18 protein-coding genes and 1 pseudogene are annotated in these 17,736 nt (G+C 73.7%); 7 read left to right on the top strand and 12 right to left on the bottom strand.

The window, feature by feature from the left end; translation table 11 throughout:
* Positions 1–206 precede the first annotated feature (206 nt).
* The 4 genes and pseudogenes from ACFQ9Z_RS32565 to ACFQ9Z_RS32550 form a co-directional block, all read right to left on the bottom strand.
* Positions 207–623: a GNAT family N-acetyltransferase gene (locus ACFQ9Z_RS32565; protein WP_383027944.1), complete on the bottom strand. Its 417-nt coding sequence runs from the start codon at positions 621–623 to the stop codon at positions 207–209.
* A gap of 265 nt (positions 624–888) precedes the next feature.
* Complete coding sequence (locus tag ACFQ9Z_RS32560; protein ID WP_383027770.1) at positions 889–1,383, bottom strand: metallophosphoesterase family protein; 495 nt, start codon at positions 1,381–1,383, stop codon at positions 889–891.
* Between the two features lie 9 nt (positions 1,384–1,392).
* Entirely contained in the window at positions 1,393–2,403 is a 1,011-nt protein-coding gene (locus ACFQ9Z_RS32555) for an SDR family oxidoreductase (protein WP_383027767.1), read from the bottom strand.
* A 68-nt stretch (positions 2,404–2,471) separates the two neighbouring features.
* Positions 2,472–2,677, bottom strand: a pseudogene (locus ACFQ9Z_RS32550) (hypothetical protein); the annotation flags it as partial.
* A gap of 129 nt (positions 2,678–2,806) precedes the next feature.
* Here ACFQ9Z_RS32550 and ACFQ9Z_RS32545 point away from each other — a divergent pair.
* The 5 genes from ACFQ9Z_RS32545 (at position 2,807) to rfbC (ending at position 7,901) form a co-directional block, all read left to right on the top strand.
* Complete coding sequence (locus tag ACFQ9Z_RS32545) at positions 2,807–3,244, top strand: MarR family transcriptional regulator (protein ID WP_360671547.1); 438 nt, start codon at positions 2,807–2,809, stop codon at positions 3,242–3,244.
* Positions 3,241–4,638: an MFS transporter gene (locus ACFQ9Z_RS32540; protein ID WP_383027759.1), complete on the top strand. Its 1,398-nt coding sequence runs from the start codon at positions 3,241–3,243 to the stop codon at positions 4,636–4,638. The genes ACFQ9Z_RS32545 and ACFQ9Z_RS32540 overlap by 4 nt, the downstream gene beginning before the upstream one ends.
* Before the next feature lie 8 nt (positions 4,639–4,646).
* Positions 4,647–5,231 (top strand): hydrolase, encoded by a 585-nt coding sequence (locus ACFQ9Z_RS32535; protein WP_383027756.1) that lies wholly within the window; start codon positions 4,647–4,649, stop codon positions 5,229–5,231.
* 122 nt (positions 5,232–5,353) lie between these two features.
* Positions 5,354–7,291, top strand: a complete 1,938-nt coding sequence (locus tag ACFQ9Z_RS32530) for a glycosyltransferase (protein WP_383027752.1) — start codon at positions 5,354–5,356, stop codon at positions 7,289–7,291.
* A 4-nt stretch (positions 7,292–7,295) separates the two neighbouring features.
* Positions 7,296–7,901 carry a dTDP-4-dehydrorhamnose 3,5-epimerase gene (gene rfbC / locus ACFQ9Z_RS32525; protein WP_383027748.1) on the top strand — a complete coding sequence of 202 codons (606 nt, stop codon included), beginning with the start codon at positions 7,296–7,298 and terminating at the stop codon, positions 7,899–7,901.
* On the opposite strand, the gene ACFQ9Z_RS32520 is transcribed toward rfbC, so the two are convergent.
* The 5 genes from ACFQ9Z_RS32520 to ACFQ9Z_RS32500 form a co-directional block, all read right to left on the bottom strand.
* Entirely contained in the window at positions 7,891–8,694 is an 804-nt protein-coding gene (locus ACFQ9Z_RS32520; protein ID WP_383027744.1) for a class I SAM-dependent methyltransferase, read from the bottom strand. The genes rfbC and ACFQ9Z_RS32520 overlap by 11 nt on opposite strands.
* The gene (rfbD, locus tag ACFQ9Z_RS32515; RefSeq protein ID WP_383027741.1) at positions 8,691–9,557 is read right to left on the bottom strand and encodes a dTDP-4-dehydrorhamnose reductase; all 867 of its coding nucleotides are present in this window, start codon (positions 9,555–9,557) and stop codon (positions 8,691–8,693) included. Before rfbD ends, ACFQ9Z_RS32520 begins: the two co-directional genes overlap by 4 nt.
* Positions 9,554–10,525: a dTDP-glucose 4,6-dehydratase gene (gene rfbB / locus ACFQ9Z_RS32510; protein WP_383027939.1), complete on the bottom strand. Its 972-nt coding sequence runs from the start codon at positions 10,523–10,525 to the stop codon at positions 9,554–9,556. Before rfbB ends, rfbD begins: the two co-directional genes overlap by 4 nt.
* A gap of 105 nt (positions 10,526–10,630) precedes the next feature.
* Positions 10,631–10,807, bottom strand: coding sequence for a hypothetical protein (locus tag ACFQ9Z_RS32505; RefSeq protein ID WP_383027736.1), 177 nt, complete (start codon positions 10,805–10,807; stop codon positions 10,631–10,633).
* Positions 10,808–10,930: 123 nt separating this feature from the next.
* Entirely contained in the window at positions 10,931–11,299 is a 369-nt protein-coding gene (locus ACFQ9Z_RS32500; RefSeq protein ID WP_383027732.1) for a DUF6479 family protein, read from the bottom strand.
* 161 nt (positions 11,300–11,460) lie between these two features.
* Here ACFQ9Z_RS32500 and ctaD point away from each other — a divergent pair, with 161 nt between their 5' ends.
* Together ctaD and ACFQ9Z_RS32490 are read left to right on the top strand one after the other, a co-directional pair.
* A complete protein-coding gene (gene ctaD / locus ACFQ9Z_RS32495; protein ID WP_383027936.1) occupies positions 11,461–13,125 on the top strand; it encodes a cytochrome c oxidase subunit I in 1,665 nt (554 codons plus the stop codon).
* Complete coding sequence (locus ACFQ9Z_RS32490) at positions 13,122–13,505, top strand: cytochrome c oxidase subunit 4 (RefSeq protein WP_383027727.1); 384 nt, start codon at positions 13,122–13,124, stop codon at positions 13,503–13,505. Before ctaD ends, ACFQ9Z_RS32490 begins: the two co-directional genes overlap by 4 nt.
* On the opposite strand, the gene ACFQ9Z_RS32485 is transcribed toward ACFQ9Z_RS32490, so the two are convergent.
* From ACFQ9Z_RS32485 to ACFQ9Z_RS32475, 3 genes are all read right to left on the bottom strand, one after another.
* On the bottom strand, positions 13,441–14,946 hold the full coding sequence (locus ACFQ9Z_RS32485; RefSeq protein ID WP_383027724.1) for a cytochrome bc complex cytochrome b subunit: 1,506 nt from the start codon (positions 14,944–14,946) through the stop codon (positions 13,441–13,443). The genes ACFQ9Z_RS32490 and ACFQ9Z_RS32485 overlap by 65 nt on opposite strands.
* Complete coding sequence (locus ACFQ9Z_RS32480) at positions 14,943–15,215, bottom strand: hypothetical protein (protein ID WP_383027719.1); 273 nt, start codon at positions 15,213–15,215, stop codon at positions 14,943–14,945. The genes ACFQ9Z_RS32485 and ACFQ9Z_RS32480 overlap by 4 nt, the downstream gene beginning before the upstream one ends.
* An 80-nt stretch (positions 15,216–15,295) precedes the next feature.
* Positions 15,296–17,671 (bottom strand): SpoIIE family protein phosphatase, encoded by a 2,376-nt coding sequence (locus ACFQ9Z_RS32475; protein ID WP_383027716.1) that lies wholly within the window; start codon positions 17,669–17,671, stop codon positions 15,296–15,298.
* Between the last annotated feature and the right edge of the window lie 65 nt (positions 17,672–17,736).

Raw genomic sequence — 17,736 nt, 5'->3', positions numbered from 1 at the left:
GGGGAACCCATGGAGCCGCACCACGAGTTCACCGTCCCCGTCCCCGTGGACGAGGCCCGGCAGGCGCTCCTCGACACCGAGCCCGTCGCGCCGTGCCTGCCGGGCGCGGTGGTGGAGGAGTACGACGGCGGGACCGTGACCGGCTCGGTGAAGGTCAAGGTCGGACCGGTCACCGTGACCCGCCGGTCGGGACGCCCGAGTCGGGCTCAGCCGGCCACAAGGGCGTGCAGATGGACGTCATGCCGGCCGTCCGCGTGCTCCAAGGCGCCGCGCAACGTGGCCTCGAAGGCGTACCCGGCCTTCTCGGCCACCCGGCAGGACGCCGGGTTGGCGGTCGAGTGCCGCAGGGTGACCCGGCGCAGTCCCAGCTCGTCCAGGGCCCATCGGCCGAGGCGCCGGGCGGCCAGGACGGCGATGCCGCCGCCGCGCGCCCCGGCCAGCACCCAGTAGACGACCTCGGCGGAGCCGTCCGCGAGGTCGACGTCGTTGAGTCCGGCGAGCCCCGCGGCCGCACCGCCGAGGGGCGCGACGGCCCAGACCGCGCCGGTCCCCTCGGCGCGGCGCGCATGCGCCCGATCCGCTCGCGGGCCTCGGCAGGGCCGACGACGGAGAACAGGTTCCAGTGGCTGATCTCCGGGTCCCGTCCGGCCGCGAGCAGGGCGCCGGCGTCTGCGTCGTCGAGCCGCCAGGGCCGCAGTTCCAGCTCGCCGGTCAGCGGCAGGACGGCTGGTCGCCGGCCGCGAGCCGGCCCGCTGGTACGACGGCGGGGGCGCCGGGGTGGGAGGTCATCGCCGCATCCTGCCACGGTGGCGCGAGGCGCGAACCGCTCAGTCCTCTCGTCCGGATCATGCCCGGCTCACGGGGTCGGCCTGGTCCAGACGAAAGTCCCTAGGTGAGGCGGTGCAGGATCACGTCGGTGAGGGCGCCGTCGGCGACGGCCGCGGTCAGGTAGGTGTGGTGCGGCTGACGGCGGCGGTCGGTCGGGGAGCCGGGGTTGAGCAGCCGGAGTCCGCCGGGGGCGACGGTGTCCCAGGGGATGTGGCTGTGGCCGAAGACCAGCACGTCCAGCGCCGGGAAGCGGGCCGCGCAGCGGGCCTCGCGGCCCCGCGCGGGCCCGGTCTCGTGCACCACGCCGAAGCGCAGCCCGCCGAGTTCGGCGTACGCCACCTCGGGGAGCCGGGACCGCAGCTCGGGGCCGTCGTTGTTGCCGTACACCGCGACCAGCCGGCGGCTGCGCTTCTCCAGCAGGTCGAGGGTGGCGGTGTCGACCCAGTCCCCGGCGTGGAACACCACGTCGGCGCGCGGGAGTTCGGCGAGCAGCCGGTCCGGGAGCCGCTTGGCCCGTCTGGGGACGTGGGTGTCGGACATCAGGAGCAGTCGCACACGGCCACACTAGGGAGTCGGGGAGGTGATGCGGCGGATGCCGCGCACGGCGCCCAGCATCGCGACGCCCGCGCCGAGGGCGGTGGCGGCCGGGTGCCGGGCCAGGGCCTCCTGCCAGGAGTGCCCGTGCGCCTTGTCGTCGAAGGCCCCGTGAGCGCCGTGGTCGTCCTCGGGCGCCCGGTCGACGGGCTCGAAGAGGTTGTCCAGACCGGTCGGCGGGACGCTGTCGGTCTCCTGGGAGCCGAAGCCGGTACGGGCGAGGTAGCGGTCGAGCAGGGCCGGGGCGAAGCGGTTGGCCCAGACGGTGGCCACCGTGGAGGCGCCGACGTAGTACTGCTTGCGGCGCGGATGGTCGGCCGCGTACGCCACGCCCCGGGCGGCGACCTCGGGCTGGTAGATCGGCGGCACCGGCATGGGGTGTTTGCCCAGCCGGGAGCGCACCCAGTCGAACTGGGGCGTGTTGACGCCGGGCATCTGCGCGACGGTGACGTGCACGTTGCTGCCGCGGTGCAGCAGTTCCAGGCGGACGGAGGACGTGAAGCCGTTGACGGCGTGCTTGGCGCCGCAGTACGCCGACTGCAGCGGGATGGACCGCTCCCCGAGCGCCGAGCCGACCTGGACGATCGTGCCCCGGTCGCGGGGCAGCATCCGCTTCAGGGCGGTGCGGGTGCCGTTGACGAAGCCCAGGTAGGTCGTCTCGGTGGTGCGCCGGAACTCCTCGGGACTGATCTCGTCGAACGGCGCGAACACGGACGCGAAGGCGCAGTTGACCCATAGGTCGATCGGGCCGAACTCCTTCTCCGCGGCCTCCGCCACGGCCTCCACCTGGGCCGGGTCGGCCACGTCGGCGGGCTGGACCAGGGGCCGCCCGCCGAGGACCGCGACCTCGTCGGCCGCGTTGCTCAGGCCGCCCTCGCCCCGCGCCACCAGGACCACGTTCGCGCCGCGGTCGCCGTACAGGCGGGCGGTGGCGCGGCCGATCCCGGCGCTGGCACCGGTGATGACGACGGTGGGGGGCATGACGTCTCCTCTCGCGCGGCGGGGTGTGCCGTCGTCCGGGTCACCGGGCGGGGCCGGGGCGCGACGGCCTGGGAGAGGACCGGGACGTCGAAGCGGGCGCAGACGGACACCGCGCGGGCGCCGGCCTCCACCGTGCGCGGACCCCGATCGGGACCTGCCGGTGGTTCGAGCCGTCCGTGACGTAGGCCCAGCGGTTGCGCGCGTCGAAGCGGACCTCGCCGTCCGTTTCGGCGGCGAGCGCCGCCCGCAGCCCTGCGACGTCCCACCCGCTCATCCGCGCTCCTCGAACTCGGCCGGCGCCTGTCCTGCCCCTGCCCGGGACGGGCGAGTACCCGAGTATTAGACAGGCGAAACTGAACAGTTTCGACTGGACAGTTTCGCCTGCCGGCCCTAGGGTGACGGCATGGCCGACATCTCCGAATCCGCTGTGCGCACCGCGCGGGACCTGCGCGTGGTGTTCAGCCGGCTGCGGCGCCGGATCCGCGAGGTCGCGCAGGACGCCGACCTCACCCCGTCGCAGGAGTCGGCGCTCTCCCTGGTCGGCAAGCACGGCGCGGCCACGGCCAGCGCGCTGGCCGGCGCGGAGGGCGTACGGCCCCAGTCGATGGCGACCACGCTGGCCGCCCTGGAGCAGCACGGCCTGGTCCGGCGCGCCCCCGACCCGGACGACGGCCGCCGGCAGCTCGTCACCCTCACCGAGGCCGGCCGGGCCCGTGTCGAGGGCAACAAGCAGTTGCGCGAGGAGTGGCTGGCCCGCGCCTTCGAGGACCGCTACTCCGAGGAGGAGCGGCAGACGGTCCTGACCGCGCTGGAGCTGCTGGAACGGCTCTCGCGCCCGTGATACCCAGGCTCACCGCACGCACCGGCCGGGCCGCGGGCCCCTCCCCCGCCGGGTTCGACCGCCGGCTGATCGCGCCGATGGTGCTCGGCTCGGTGCTGAATCCCGTCAACTCCTCCATGATCGCCGTGGCGCTGGTGCCCATCGGCATCGCGTTCGGGGCGCCGCCCGCCGAGACCGTGTGGCTGGTCTCGGCGCTCTACCTGGCCACAGCCGTCGGCCAGCCCGTGATCGGGCGGCTGGTGGACACCTACGGACCGCGCCGGCTCTACCTGATCGGCACCGCCCTGGTCGGCGTCGCCGGACTGCTGGGCGCGCTCGCGCCCTCGCTCGGCGCGCTGATCGCGGCCCGGGTGCTGCTGGGGTTCGGCACCTCGGCCGCGTATCCGGCGGCCATGCGGCTGACCCGCGCCGAGGCCGAGCGCACCGGGCAGGACAGTCCGGCGGGCGTGCTGGCCGCGCTGGCGGTCGCCGCCCAGACGGTGGCCGTGGTGGGGCCCGCGCTCGGCGGGCTGCTGATCGGGTTCGGCGGCTGGCGTGCCGTGTTCACCGTCAACGTGCCGCTGTCCGCGGCCTGCCTGGTCCTGGGCGTGCGGCGGCTGCCGCGCACCGCGCCGCCGCGCGGCGGCCGCCGGGGCGTCGACCTGCCCGGCATGGCGCTGTTCACGGTCATGCTGGTGGCGCTGATGCTGTTCCTGACGGCCCCGCGCACCGACCGCTGGTACCTGCCGCTCCTGGCCGCCGCCGCTGCCGCCGCGTTCGCGCTGCGCGAGCTGCGTTCCCGGGACCCGTTCATCGATCTCCGCGTCCTCGGCGGCAACGGCCCGCTGCTCGCCACGTATCTGCGCCAGCTGCTCGCCTACACCACGTCCTACGCCTTCATGTACGGCTACACGCAGTGGCTGGAGCAGGGCCGCGGGCTGAGCGCCGCCGCGGCCGGGCTGCTCCTGCTGCCGCTGTCGGCCACCGCGCTCGCCGTCTCCGCCCTCACCGGGCGGCGCGAGGCGGTGCGCGTCAAGCTGCTCACCGGCTCCGCGCTGCAGATCGCCGGCTCCGCCGCCCTGCTGCTGGTCCGCGCGGACAGCCCGGCGTGGCTGCTGCTCGGGGTCGGCGCGCTCCTCGGCGTCCCGCAGGGCCTCGTCGGGCTGGCCGCGCAGAGCGCCCTGTACCGGCAGGCCGATCCCGAACGCATCGCGTCGGCCGCCGGACTGCTGCGGACCTTCATGTACCTCGGGGCGCTGGGCGCGTCCGCCGCCACCGCGGCGTTCTACCCGCACCGCGCCGACACCGCCGGCCTGCACGGCCTGGCCCTGTTCATGCTCGCCGGCTCGGCCCTGGTGCTGGCGACCACCGTCCCCGACCGTTCACTCGGCCGGCTCACCTCCGGAAAGGCCTGATCGACCCCATGTCCGTCACCGCACTCGACCCCCGCACCGCCTTCGTCGCCATCGACCTGCAGAACGGCATCGTGGCGATGCCCACCGGGCCGCACACCACCGCCGACGTCGTCTCCCGCGCCGCCGGACTCGCCGCCGCCTTCCGTGACCGGGGCCTGCCCGTGGTCCTGGTCCGGGTGTCCTTCTCGCCCGACGGCGCGGACGCCGTCCCCGGCCGGACCGAGCGCCAGGCGCGCGGCCTCGCCTTCCCCGAGGGCTGGGACGTCGTCGTCGACGAACTCTCGGGCCACCCCGGCGACATCCACGTCACCAAGCACAACTGGAGCGCCTTCCACGGCACCGACCTCGACGTCCAGCTCCGCCGCCGCGGCATCACGCAGATCGTGCTGGCCGGAATCGCCACCAGCATCGGCGTCGAGTCCACCGCGCGCGACGCCTACGCCCACGGCTACCACGTCACTCTGGCCACGGACGCCATGACCGACGGCGACCCCGCGGCGCACGCGGGCAGCGTCGAGCGGATCTTCCCGCGGCTCGGCGAGAGCGGCACGACGGCCGAGATCCTGGAGCTGCTGGCCAAGACCCACGCCTGATCGTTCCGGCACGGTGCCTTGTACGGGCTTTGGTTCGCCCGGACAGGGCACCGGGTTAACATTCGGCCACGCGCCGTGCCATCCAGGCAACGGAAAGCGAACCAAGGGGGCTTGGAAACCGGATGCCGGTAAAGGTCAGCGTCGTCGTACCCGTCTACAACCCCGGGCCGTACATCGAGGACTGCGTGGCCTCGCTGCTGCGCCAGTCGCTGCCGCCGGACGAGTTCGAGGTCGTCTTCGTCGACGACGGCTCCACCGACGCCACCCCGGCGAGACTGGACGCGCTCGCCGCCGAGCACCCGCACTTCAGCGTCGTCCACCAGGAGAACTCCGGCTGGTCGGGCAAGCCCCGCAACGTCGGCATCGACGCCTCGCGCGGCGAGTTCGTGATGTTCGTCGACAACGACGACCACCTCGGCGACGAGGCCCTGGAGCGGATGTACGAGTACGGGGTGGCCAACAAGGCCGACGTCGTCGTCGGCAAGATGGCCGGCAAGGGCCGCCCGGTGCCGGTGGAGCTGTTCCGCCGCAACCACCCGCACGCCACGGTCGCCAACGCCCCGCTGATCGACAGCCTCACCCCGCACAAGATGCTCCGGCGCTCCTTCCTGGAGCGCACCGGACTGCGCTTCCCCGAGGGCCGGCGGCGCCTCGAGGACCATGTCTTCGTCACCGAGGCCTACCTGCGCGCGGACAACGTCTCCGTGCTCAGCGACTACGTCTGCTACTACCACGTCAAACGCGATGACGCCGCCAACGCCGGTTTCCAGAGGTTCGATCCGGTCGGCTACTTCCAGAACCTCCGCGAGGCCCTGGACGTGGTCGAGCGGTACACCGAGCCCGGCGCGCTGCGCGACCGGCTGCTGCGCCGCTGGCTGCGAGTGGAGATCGTGGACCGGATGAGCGGGCGCCGGCTGCTGGCGATGCCGGAGGACTACCGCCGCGAGGTGTTCCGGGAGACCCACGCGGTGGTCAAGGAGCGCTTCGGCCCCGGTGTCGCCCCCGGGATGCGGCCGGGCCAGCGGATCGTCGCCGCGCTGATCCGGGACGACCGCTACGACGACCTGGTCGCCTACGCCGAGTGGGAAGCCGGCGTCCGGCCCCGGGCCACCCCGGCCGGCGTCGAGTGGCACGACGGCAGCCTGCGCGTGTGCTTCACCGCCGAGTACACCGACGCGGACGGCCCGCTGGCCGTGGGCCCCGGCGGCCCCCGGTCCCCGGCCGACGACGCGCCGGCGGACCTCGCCCAGGCCGTGTCCCGGCTGACCGCGGCCGCCGACGACGGCTTCGCGAAGGCCACCGCCGACCTGATCCTGCGCGACCGCGAGACCGGCGCCTCCTACTTCCAGCCGGTGAAGACCGGCCGGGAACGGGTACCGGCCGCCGACGGCCGGACCCGGCTGGTGCTGCGCGGCACGGCCACCGTCGACCCCGCCGCCGCGGTGGGCGGGGGCCCGCTGACCGACGGACTGTGGGACGCCCACGTCCGCCTCACGCTGGGCGGCTGGACCAAGGAGTGCAGGCTCGGACCCGTTCCGGCGCAGGGCGTCGCGCTGCCGCCCGCCGGGCTCGTCGCCGGCCGGGTGGTGCTGCCGTACCGGACGAAGGGGCACGCCAACCTCTCCCTGGACGTGGACCGGGCGGTGAAGTCCCTCGGCCTGCACCGTCTCACCCCGGCCGACGCGGCCCTGTCCGACAGCGAGGAACTCTCCCTCGCGCTGCCGCTGTACGTGCCCGACCGCACCGCGATCACCCTGCGGCTGACCGGCACCGCCTCCGGCCGCACGCTCGACGCGCAGGCCGTGCTGACGCCCGCCGACGGCGCCCACGCGCTGCTCTCGGCCCGGGTGCCGGTGCGCGAGCTGCGCAATGCGGCCTGGCGCACGGCGCTCAGCCTGCCGGGCGGCCGCGCGCTGACGCTGCCGCTGCTGCTGAGGGCGGGCCGCGACGACGTGCGGGTGGTCCGGGTGGCGCCGCGCGGGCTGCTGCGGCGGCTGCTCGGCCGGGCCCGGCGGGTGCTCGGCGGAGTACTGGGACCGACGACTACACGAAAGGCCTGATCCGGTGCGGCAGTTGGAGATAGCGGACGCGTGGGTGCTGGAGCCCAAGGTGTTCCCGGACGACCGGGGCAGCTTCCACGAGTGGTACCGGGGTGCGGAGTTCCGCGAGGCGACCGGCTACGACCTGGACCTCGCCCAGGCCAACTGCTCGGTGTCGCGGCGGGGTGTGCTGCGGGGCGTCCACTTCGCGGACGTACCGCCCGGGCAGGCCAAGTACGTCACCTGTGTGCGCGGCGCCGTGCTGGACGTGGTGGTGGACATCCGGGCCGGCTCCCCCACCTTCGGGCGGTGGGAGGCGGTACGGCTGGACGACGACACCCGGCACGCGGTGTTCCTCGCCGAGGGCCTCGGGCACGCCTTCATGGCGCTGACCGACGACGCCACCGTGGTGTACCTGTGCTCGGCCGGGTACGCGCCGGGGCGGGAGCACGGGGTGCACCCCCTCGACCCCGCTCTGGGCATCGACTGGCCGACGGGGATCGAGCCGGTGCTGTCGGACAAGGACGCGCAGGCGCCCACCCTCGCCGAGGCGGAGCGGTCCGGGCTGCTGCCCTCCTACGCGGACTGCTCCGCCCACTACGAGCGGCTGCGCGGCCGGATCAGCGGCTGACGGCGTACGGCTCCAGTGCGCGTCGCAGCGGCTCCCAGCCGCGGGCCCGCTTGGTGCCCCGGTTGCGGGCCGCGGCCAGCGGCTTCCAGAAGCCGGCGCCGAGGAAGTCCTCGGGCTTGGCAGCGGTGGTGCGCTCCAGGACCGTCTCGGGGACCTTCTGCGGGTCGGGGACCTCGAACTCCGCGATGATCTCGTCGTACCTGTCCTTGAGCACGGTGTTCGACGGGTCGGCGCCGAAGACCACGAGCTGTCCGGTGGGCGCGGTGTCGACCAGCACGGTGACCAGGTCGGGGCGGTGCCGGTCGAGGATCTCGACCAGCTTGTAGACGTCTCCGGTCCAGGCGTCGGTGTGCCGGTCGCGGGCCGCCTCGTCGACGTTGCGCGGCAGCATGTCGTCGAAGACGATGACGCTCGCCCAGTCCGAGTGCTTCTCGATGTTGATGAAGTCCCGCAGCGCGTACTCGAACAGGTGCATGCCGTCGATGAACGACAGGTCCAGTGTGGTGCGCCACCAGTAGCCGAACGGGCTGCGGTTGCGGGCCAGGTTGCGCAGCGGATGGCGGCCGCCCCTGAGGTGCGCGAGGGGGTTGTCGCGGGCGAAGAAGTCGTCGCTCGTCGCCTTGGCGAGGTGCACGTCGCAGCGTATCTCCGTGACCACCTTGAACGCCGGGTCGACCGCGACGCTGGGCACCCGGGACAGCGTCAGGCTGCGGCCGTCGTTGACGCCGATCTCCAGGTAGTTGCGGTTCGCGGTGACCTTGTGGAGCTCCCGCAGGAACTCGTGCCGTTTCACTGGGACATCTCCTTGCGGATGTGAGGCAGGGCTTCGTACAGGGCGGACCGCCAGTCCCTCGGCGGTTCCAGGCCGGCCCCCCGCCACCGCGCGTGCCCGAGGACGCTGTAGGCGGGCCGGGGCGCGGGCCGGGTGAAGGACCGGCTGTCGGTGGGGCGCACCCGGTCCGGGTCGGCGCCGGCCAGCCGGAACACCTCGCGGGCCAGCTCGTACCAGGTGGCCTCGCCGGCGCTGGTGGCGTGCCAGACGCCGGTGGCGCCGGTGGCGCCGAGGTCCGCGACGCGGACGGCCACGTCGGCGCTCCAGGTCGGCTGCCCGCGCTGGTCGTCGACGACGTCGAGGGTGTCGCGGCGGGCCTCGAGTTCGAGCATGGTGCGCACGAAGTTGCGGCCGTGGGCGCCGTACAGCCAGGCGGTGCGCAACACGGCGGCGCCGCCGGGGTGTTCGGCGAGCACAGCGCGCTCCCCGGCGAGTTTGGTGCGGCCGTAGGCGGTGCGCGGGGCCGGGGGGTGGTCCTCGGCGTAGGGGGTGTCGCGGGCCTCGCCGGAGAAGACGTAGTCGGTGGAGACGTGGATCAGCCGCGCGCCGCGGGCGGCGCAGGCGCGGGCGAGCAGCCGTGGGCCGTCGCCGTTGACGCGCAGAGCGGCCGCCTCGTCGGTCTCGGCGTCGTCCACGGCCGTGTACGCGGCGCAGTTGACGACGACGTCGGGGCCGTGGTCGTCGAACGCACGCCGCAGGGAGGCGGGTTCGGTGATGTCGAGGGCCGTGCGGCCGAGTCCGGTGACGTCCTCGCCGCGCTCGCGCAGTTCCCGGACGGTGTCCTGGCCGAGCATCCCGCCCGCGCCGGTGACCAGCCACCTCATCGGCTGCTCCGCCGCTTGAGCGGCTCCCACCAGGAGCGGTTGTCCCGGTACCAGGCGACCGTGGCGGCGAGCCCGGCGGCGAAGTCGTGGCGGGGGCGGTAGCCCAGTTCGTCGCGGGCCTTGCTCCAGTCGACCGAGTAGCGCAGGTCGTGGCCCTTGCGGTCGGGGACCCGCTCGACCCGGTCCCAGCCGGCGCCGCAGGCCTCCAGGAGCAGTCCGGTCAGCTCCTTGTTGCTCAGCTCCGTGCCGCCGCCGATGTTGTAGACCTCGCCGGGGCGGCCCTTGGTGCGGACGAGCTCGATGCCGTGGCAGTGGTCCTCGACGTGCAGCCAGTCGCGGACGTTGCGTCCGTCGCCGTACAGCGGGACGTCCAGACCGTCGAGGAGGTTGGTGACGAAGAGCGGGATCACCTTCTCCGGGAACTGGCGCGGGCCGTAGTTGTTGGAGCAGCGGGTGACCCGGACGTCGAGGCCGTGGGTGCGGTGCTGGGCGAGGGCCAGCAGGTCGGAGGAGGCCTTGGAGGCGGAGTACGGGGAGTTGGGCGCGAGGGGGTGTTCCTCGGGCCAGGAGCCGGACTCGATGGAACCGTAGACCTCGTCGGTGGAGACGTGCACGAACGGGCCGACGCCGTGCCGCAGCGCCGCGTCCAGCAGCGTCTGGGTGCCCATCACGTTGGTCCGGACAAACTCGCCGGCGCCGTCGATCGACCGGTCGACGTGCGACTCGGCGGCGAAGTGCACGACCTGGTCGGCGCCGGCCATGAGCTTGTCGACCAGGGCGGCGTCGCATATGTCGCCGTGCACGAAGTCGAGGCGGGGATGACCGCTCGGGAGGTTGGCGCGGGTACCGGCGTAGGTGAGCCTGTCCAGCACCGTGACGCTCGACGCGTCTGGTGAGTCGTCGGCGAGGAGGCCGCGGACGTAGTGGGAGCCGATGAACCCGGCGGCGCCGGTGACGAGGAGGTTCATATTGGCCATACCCTAACGGCGGACCGCCCGGTCCGGACCCTTGTTCGCCCTATTGGGCCGGGCCGCCGGTTCTCGCCGTGACGCCGCTCACCGCCCCGGCGCCGCTCAGTCCTCGCCGCGCACTATGTTGCCGTCCCGCTCCCCGCTCCGCTGCTGCGGACCGGTGCGCTCGGCTATGGCCGGCACACAGGTGCGCACGCCTCTGTCCTGCTTGCGGCGGGCCTCGGACCAGCCGGTTTCGGCGTAGGGGAACACGGGCCTGTCAACGGGGTGCGCGGTCACGACGTCTCATCTTCTCTCTTCTGCCCTGCCGCCGGGCCGGCCTGTGCGCCGGCCCGGCGCCTGCGGTGTCAGTGCGCCCGGGTCCCCACCGCCGGGGCGACGCAAACCCGTGGGCGGCGCGGCTCAGGTGCGGCCGCCGCCACCGCCGCCGAAGGAGCCGCTGGAGCCGGGGGACCAGCGCGGACGCTGCTGGTCCTCGGCGCGCCGGCTGCCGACGTTGCCCAGTTGGTGGGGGGTGAGCCGCTCGTTCCCGTCCTCGGCGCGGGGCACCTCGTGCGGCTCGCGCATCTCGCTGGTCTCACGGACCGGGCCGGTCGGCGGCATCTTCGGCTGCTCCTCGGGCCGGGGCGGGGCCGGCTCCCGCCGGCGCACCTTGAAACCGAGCCGGAACGCCCACAGCAGTCCGGCGACGAGGACGACGCCGACCACGAGGACGAGGACGTACCCGAACACCTGAGCGCCGGCGGCTGCTTCGTACGTGGCAGTGTTCATGACCTGCGGGTACCCGGGAGCGCGCGCCGGATGCCTGGCGCGGGGCGCTTCAGCCGATCGGCCGAGCCGGCGGCGTATCCGGCCGCCGGGCGCAGGGCGTGGCGCGGGCCGCCCGGCCGGCCCCGGGAGTAGCGTCGCCCGGGATGACCGAGACACCGGAGATGTCGGAGATCGCGGAGATCACCGCACGGTACTCCACCACCGCCCCACGGCCCGGCCGGACCCTGCTGCGCTGGCTCTCGACGACCGATCACAAGGTGATCGGCCGGCTGTACATGGTCACCGCGTTCTGCTTCTTCCTGCTCGCCGGGGTGCTGGCCCTGGGGATGCGCGCCGAACTGGCGGAGCCGGGGCTGCAGGTGCTCAGCGAACAGGACTACCTCCAGTTCGTGACGATCCACGGCACGATCATGATGCTGCTGTTCGCCACCCCCATGTTCGCCGGGTTCACCAACGCGGTGATGCCGCTGCAGATCGGCGCGCCGGACGTGGCCTTCCCCCGGCTGAACGCGCTGTCGTACTGGATGTACCTCTTCGGCGGCCTGATGGTGGTGTCCGGCTTCCTCGTCCCCGGTGGCGCCGCCTCCTTCGGCTGGTTCGCCTACGCACCCCTGAACAGCGCCTACTACTCCCCCGGCGCGGGCAGCGACCTGTGGGCCATGGGCCTGGTCGTCACCGGTGTGTCCACCACGCTCGGCGCGGTCAACTTCATCGCCACCGTCATGTGCCTGCGCGCCCCCGGCATGACGATGTTCCGGATGCCGATCTTCACCTGGAACGTGCTGTTCACCTCGATCCTGGTGCTGCCCGCGTTCCCCGTGCTGACCGCCGCCCTCCTCGCCCTGGAGGCCGACCGCAAGTTCGGCGCGCACGTCTTCGACGCGGCCGACGGGGGCGCGCTGCTGTGGCAGCACCTGTTCTGGTTCTTCGGGCACCCCGAGGTCTACATCGTCGCCCTGCCGTTCTTCGGCATCGTCTCCGAGATCCTGCCGGTCTTCTCCCGCAAGCCCCTCTTCGGCTATCTCCCGCTGATCGGCGCCACCATCGCCATCACGATGCTCTCGGCCGTCGTCTGGGCCCACCACATGTTCGCCACCGGCGCCGTGCTGCTGCCGTTCTTCTCCGTCATGTCGTTCCTGATCGCCGTTCCCACCGGCATCAAGTTCTTCGCCTGGATCGGCACCATGCGGTACGGCTCGCTGTCGTTCGAGACGCCGATGCTGTGGTCCTGCGGGTTCCTGGTGTCCTTCCTCCTCGGCGGGCTCAGCGGCGTGCTGATCGCCTCGCCCCCGCTGGACTTCCACCTCACCGACTCGTACTTCATCGTCGCCCACCTGCACTACGTGCTGTTCGGCACGGTCGTGTTCGCCATGTTCGCCGGCTTCTACTTCTGGTGGCCGAAGTTCACCGGCCGGATGCTCGACGAACGCCTCGGCAAGGTGCACTTCTGGCTGCTCTTCCCGGGGTTCCAGCTCACCTTCCTGGTCCAGCACTGGCTCGGCGAGCAGGGCATGCCCCGCCGCTACGCGGACTACCTGCCGGGGGACGGCTTCACCCTGCTCAACAGCATCTCCACCGCGGGGGCGTTCCTCATCGGCGTCTCCACCCTGCCGTTCCTCTACAACGTCTGGCGCACCGCCGTCAGGGGCGAGCGCGTCGACATCGACGACCCCTGGGGCTGGGGGCGGGCCCTGGAGTGGGCGACGTCCTGCCCGCCGCCCCGGCACAACTTCGTGGCGCTGCCCCGGGTCCGCTCGGAGTCGCCCGCCTTCGACCTGCACCACCCGGAGGTCGTGCGCCGGGCCGAGGAGGAAGGGAAGCGATGAAGACCGAGTCGATGCTGTTCGGCGGGGTGGCGGCGTTCTTCGGCGGGGCCGCGGCCCTGTACGGGGTGTGGTCGGGCGAGCCGGCCGGCACGGCCGCGCTGGTCGTCGCGTGCGGCATGGCGTCGCTGGTGTCGTTCTTCTTCCTGGTGCAGTACCGGCGCAAGGGGAGGCGGCCGCAGGACCGCAAGGACGCCGAGGTGGCCGACGGCGCGGGGCCGGTGGCCTTCTTCCCGGACGAGAGTCCGTGGCCGGTCGTCACCGCGCTGGGCTTCGCGGTGACGGCGACCGGTGTCGTCTACGGGCTGTGGCTGTTCCTCATCGGCTGCGGCGTCCTGGCCCGCGGTGTGTTCGGGATGGCGTTCCAGTACGCGCGTCGGTGATCTCCCTGCGCGGCGCTCCGGGGCGGAACGACTCCAAGGGTTCGTGGTCGGTCTCGTAGCCGCCGGCCAGGGTCTGCCGGATGTCACCGGTGGGCACGCCCTCGGCGAGGCGCTCGCGTTCGGCCGCCGTCAGGGCCCGGCACAGCCAGCGGGTCAGCAGGAAGGCGAGGACGGGCGCCACCACGAGTGCGACGCGGTACACCCAGGTCAGCGCGTTGACCGAGACGCGGAAGGTCTGGGCGCTGACGTCGTTGGCCCCCTCCAGCAGCAGCACCGCGTAGAACACGGTGGCCGCCACGCCGAGCCCGGTGCGCACGGGCCGTTCGCGCGGCCGGTCGCACAGGTGCCGCTCCTGCCGCCACTCCTGCGTCAGGCGCTGCTCGACGAACGGGTAGGCGTAGAGCACGGCGAACAGCACCGCGGGCAGGACCACGGCGGGCAGCAGCACGTTCCACATGACGGTGTGGCCGGCGAAGTCGGTCTCCCACGGCGGCACCAGCCGCAGGGCGCCCTCCAGGAAGCCGACGTACCAGTCGGGCTGGGAACCGGTGGAGGCCTGGTCGGGGCGGTAGGGGCCGTACACCCACACCGGGTTGATCTGGGCGACGGCCGACAGCACCGCGAGCACGCCGGCGACCGTCAGGGACAGGCCGATGGAGGAGGCGCTGAACTGCGGGACGAGCGGCTTGCCGTGGACGTCGCGGTTGGTGCGGCCCGGGCCGCGCCACTGGGTGTGCTTCAGGTGGAACACCAGGATCAGGTGCACCGAGACCAGGGCGACGAGCGCGCCCGGGATCAGCAGGATGTGCACCGGGTAGAGCCGGGTGATGATGTCGTGCGACGGGACCTGCCCGCCGAACGCGAAGAAGGCCAGGTACGTCCCCGCCACCGGGATCGACGTGATGATGCCCTGGGCGATCCGCAGGCCCGTGCCGGAGAGCAGGTCGTCGGGGAGCGAGTAGCCGGCGAATCCCTCCGCCAGCGCCAGCGCGAACAGTGTGACCCCGATGACCCAGTTCAGTTCTCGGGGCCGGCGGAAGGCGCCGGTGAAGAAGATCCTGAGCATGTGCGCGCCGATCGAGGCGACGAAGAGAAGCGCGGCCCAGTGGTGCATCTGCCGGATCAGCAGTCCGCCGCGCACGTCGAAGCTGATCCGCAGGGTGGAGTCGAAGGCGGACGACACCAGCGTCCCCTGCAGCGGCGCGTAGGAGCCCCGGTAGACGACCTCGCGCATCTCCGGCTCGAAGAAGAACGTCAGCCAGACCCCGGTCAGCAGCAGCACCAGCAGGCTGTAGAGGGCGAGTTCGCCCAGCAGGAAGGACCAATGCTCGGGGAACGCCTTGCGCAGCAGCGACCCGCCCTCCAGCACCGGGAGGCGGGCGTCGGCCGCCTCGACGAGGCGTTCGGCCCGGCGGCCGGCCGCACGGGAGGAGCGTCTCACGAGTCCTCCGGTGCGGCCGCCCGCGTCACCTCCGCCTCGACCTCGGTCCGCGGCCGGCCGCTCTCCTTGGCGTACTCGGTCACCGCGGCCTGCACCTCCCGGTCCAGGTCCCGCCAGGCGCGCAGGGCCGTCTCGTAGGTGCCGGACTGGGCGCCCGTCATCTGCCGCCCGGCGGGCGGCCCGTACGCTTCCCGGAGCTCCCGGACCATGCGGTGCGCCGCGTCGGCGGCGCGCTGCTTCGCCACCAGTTCCTCGAAGGTGTGTGCCACCCCACCGACCATAGGCACGCTCGGCGCGCGGCGCCCGTCGACCTGCCGCGACGGGGCCGCACCCGTACCCGAGTGGCGGGTCAGCCGGGCGATTCGAGGTCCGCCCACACCTGCTTGCCGCCGCTGACCGGCACCGTGCCCCAGGCCGCCGACACCGCCTCCACCAGCAGGATGCCGCGGCCGCCTGTGGCCTCCCAGCCGATGCTGGTCGGCTGGACGGGGCTGCGCGGCGAGGTGTCGGCGACGGCGAGCCGCAGCCGGTGGCCGACCAGGCTGAGGTCGAGGCGGACCGGCCCGCCGGTGTGCACCAGGGCGTTGGTGACCAGTTCGGAGACGACCAGCAGGGCCGCCTCGACGGTCCCCGGGCCGACGCCCCAGGTGCGCAGGGTGCGCCGGGTGAAGCGGCGGGCGTGCCTGGCGGCCTCGGGGACCCGCCAGACGGTCCAGCTCTCGCGCAGCGGACGCACGGCCATGCCGTCGTAGCGCATCAGGAGCAGGGCGATGTCGTCGCTGCGGTGGGCGCCGGTGAGCAGGGCGTCGGCGACCAGGCCGAGATGGCCGGGGTCGGCGGCGCCCAGCTCGCCGGCCAGCCGGTCCATGCCCTCGTCGATGTCGGAGTCAGGGGACTCCACCAGGCCGTCGGTGGTCAGCGCGAGGACCGTGCCGGGCTGGAGCCGCAGCGGGGTCATGGGGAACTCGGCCTGGCCCAGCACGCCGAGCGGCGGGCCGCCCTCGGCCTGCACGATCTCGGTGGTGCCGTCCGGATGCCGCAGCACGGGCTGCAGGTGGCCGGCGCGCACGCACAGGGCGGTGCCCTGCTCCATGTCGACGTCGACGTAGGCGCAGGTGGCGAAGAGGTCGGTCTCCATGTCCAGCAGCAGCCGGTTGGCGTGCGCGACGACCACGTCCGGGGAGTGGCCCTCGGCGGCGTAGGCGCGCAGGGCGGTGCGCATCTGGCCCATCAGGGTGGCGGCGCCGGCGTTGTGGCCCTGGACGTCGCCGATGACGAAGGCGACGTGGTTGTCGGCGAGCGGTATCACGTCGTACCAGTCGCCGCCGACCTCCAGCCCGGCGGTCGTGGGCAGGTAGCGGGCGACGGCGACCGCGCCGGGCAGCCGGGGCAGCCGGCGGGGCAGCAGGGTGCGCTGGAGCATGCCGACGAGTTCGTGCTCGGCGTCGAAGGCGTGGGCACGCAGCAGGGCCTGGCCCGTCAGGCCGGCGCAGGCCGTCAGCAGGGCGCGTTCGTCGGGGCCGAAGTCGTGCGGGCGGTGCCAGCCGATCAGGCAGGCGCCGGCCATCCGGTCGCCGGCGGGCAGCGGCAGCACGGCCAGGCCGCCCGGGCCGACCTCGGCGAGGGCGGGCTCCAGCGCCGAGCCGGCGGGCCAGATCCGGGCCCGGCCCGCCCGCAGCGCGGCGGCCAGGGTGGGCATGGAGCGCACCGGCGCGTCGGGCCACTCGGTGCGCCACTCGCTGCGCCACACCTCCGGCCAGGCCTCGGGTTCGGGTGGGTCGAGGACGGTGACGACCAGCCGGTCGTTCTCCAGTTCGGCCAGGGCGATCCGGTCGGCCCGCAGGGGCCGGCGCAGGGCGTCGACGACGGCCTGGCCGACGTCCTTGACCGTGCCGGCGGTGGCGAGCGCGGCGGCCAGTCGCTGGACGCGGGCCACGTCGGTGACGCCGGCGCGCTGGGCGGAGGCGTCGGCGACGGTGCCGACGAGCCGGGCCGGCCGGCCCTCGCCGCCGGGCAGCAGCCGGCCGCGCAGCCGCAGCCATCTGGGCGGTCCGGCGGGCTGCAGGACGCGGAACTCCAGCTCGCGGTCGCCGATGGACAGGTGGTCGGCCTCGACCACCGACATCAGGGCGGGCAGGTCCTCGGGCACCGCGTGTCCGAGGAGGGTCTCCACCCGCCCGTCGAAGCCGTCCCGGCTGATCCCGAACAGCCGCAGGATCGCGTCGCCGGCCTGCACCCGGCCGCTGTCCATGGCCAGGCTGAAGGCGTCCGCGGGCAGCTCGCCGGTCTCGCCCGCGGCGACCGGGGCGGGTGCCGCGACCATCCGGGCGATCAGCTCCAGGCAGGCCCGGTCGTCGGCGCCGAAGCCGCCGGGGTGCTCGCTGACGGCCAGCAGGCAGCCGCCGCCCGCCAGACCGAGCGGCAGCGCCGCGATCGAGAAGTCCGGGGACGGGGTGCGGCGCGCTTCCGGGCAGTCGGCCAGTTCGGCGGGGCCGAGCCAGCGCGTCCGTCCGGTGCGGTGCGCCTCGGCGACCGGGTGGGCGCCCGGGGCGGGATAGCTGTCGCGCAGGCCGTACAGGGTGCGCGGCAGGCCGGCCGACTCGGCGAGCAGGAGCGTCGCGGGGTCGTCGCCGGGCGTGTACACCCCGGCGAAGGACGCCCCGGCGAACACGAGTGCCTGTTCGAGGACCCGGCGCAGCCGGTCGGGGGCGGGGGGTGAGGCCATCAGGAGAACAAGGGCGGCTTCAGCACGCTCCGTCCGCGTGCTGCTGATCGCAGCGCCGTCACCCA

It is taken from the genome of Streptomyces sp. NPDC056580, from assembly GCF_042793175.1.
Taxonomy (GTDB): domain Bacteria; phylum Actinomycetota; class Actinomycetes; order Streptomycetales; family Streptomycetaceae; genus Streptomyces.
The sequence above is the reverse complement of the archived record's forward strand: the minus strand, read 5'-3'. Positions and strand labels throughout refer to the sequence as shown.